At 38.2% G+C, this 774-nt stretch carries 1 protein-coding gene; it reads left to right on the forward strand.

Annotation, left to right across the window (positions count from 1 at the left end; translation table 11 throughout):
- Positions 1 to 301: 301 nt before the first annotated feature.
- Positions 302 to 774, forward strand: a 473-nt coding sequence (locus tag A3757_RS01770) for a hypothetical protein (protein WP_156506101.1), incomplete at its 3' end; no start/stop codon positions are given.

Genomic DNA, 774 nt, shown 5'->3' on the forward strand with positions numbered 1-774 from the left:
TATTAGTGAGGAAGACGGACAATTTACCATTGAGATCCGTAAAGATACTAATGAGGATGGTGTTGTCGATGAAGACGACTTCCTATACGCGTGGTATGAAGTTCGTAACGGCATTGAGTTGTTAGTTTTTGCTGATGATCAAGATGCAGATAATATTGAGTTTGAATCATTGTTCTAAGTCAATGCTTAATCGGGCATACTGCTTAAGTGTTATACTAGCTATGCCCTGATTATAGGGAATACAAGAGAGGCGTTATGCCTCTCTTTTTTTTAGGGATGTTATTTTAGGTGTTAGTTCAGAATGCTAGTTCACAGGTTTACACTACTATTCCTCTCTCTTTCCTTCTTTATACTCAAATCTAATGCTTATGCGGCACCTGCAGAATATGAGGCCTACCTAGAAAGTGATGTCTATGGGCATAGTGAGACCTCTTCAATAAAGCAAATCGCTTTTGATGAGTTTAAAGGGCCACATTACCGTCAGGGTGAGTTTTCTTTTACTCATAATCGTTGGGAAAGTGGTATTCGTTTTAATAACTTCAAGATCGCCGCAATTGCTCGCTATGATTATGTTTTGGATTATTCTGAGGATCTTGCTGAGCTTGTCTATACAGATAAAAATAAGCTTGAGGTAGATACTAATCGGGATTATGAGCTGTATTTGGATGTATTACATGCACATACTTCCGGGGTTAAACTTGGCTATTTGACGCCATTATTACCATCGCTAAGTATGGAAGTTGATATTTCTTTGCTGAATATGTCGGCGTTTAT

This window comes from Oleiphilus sp. HI0117 (assembly GCF_001635235.1).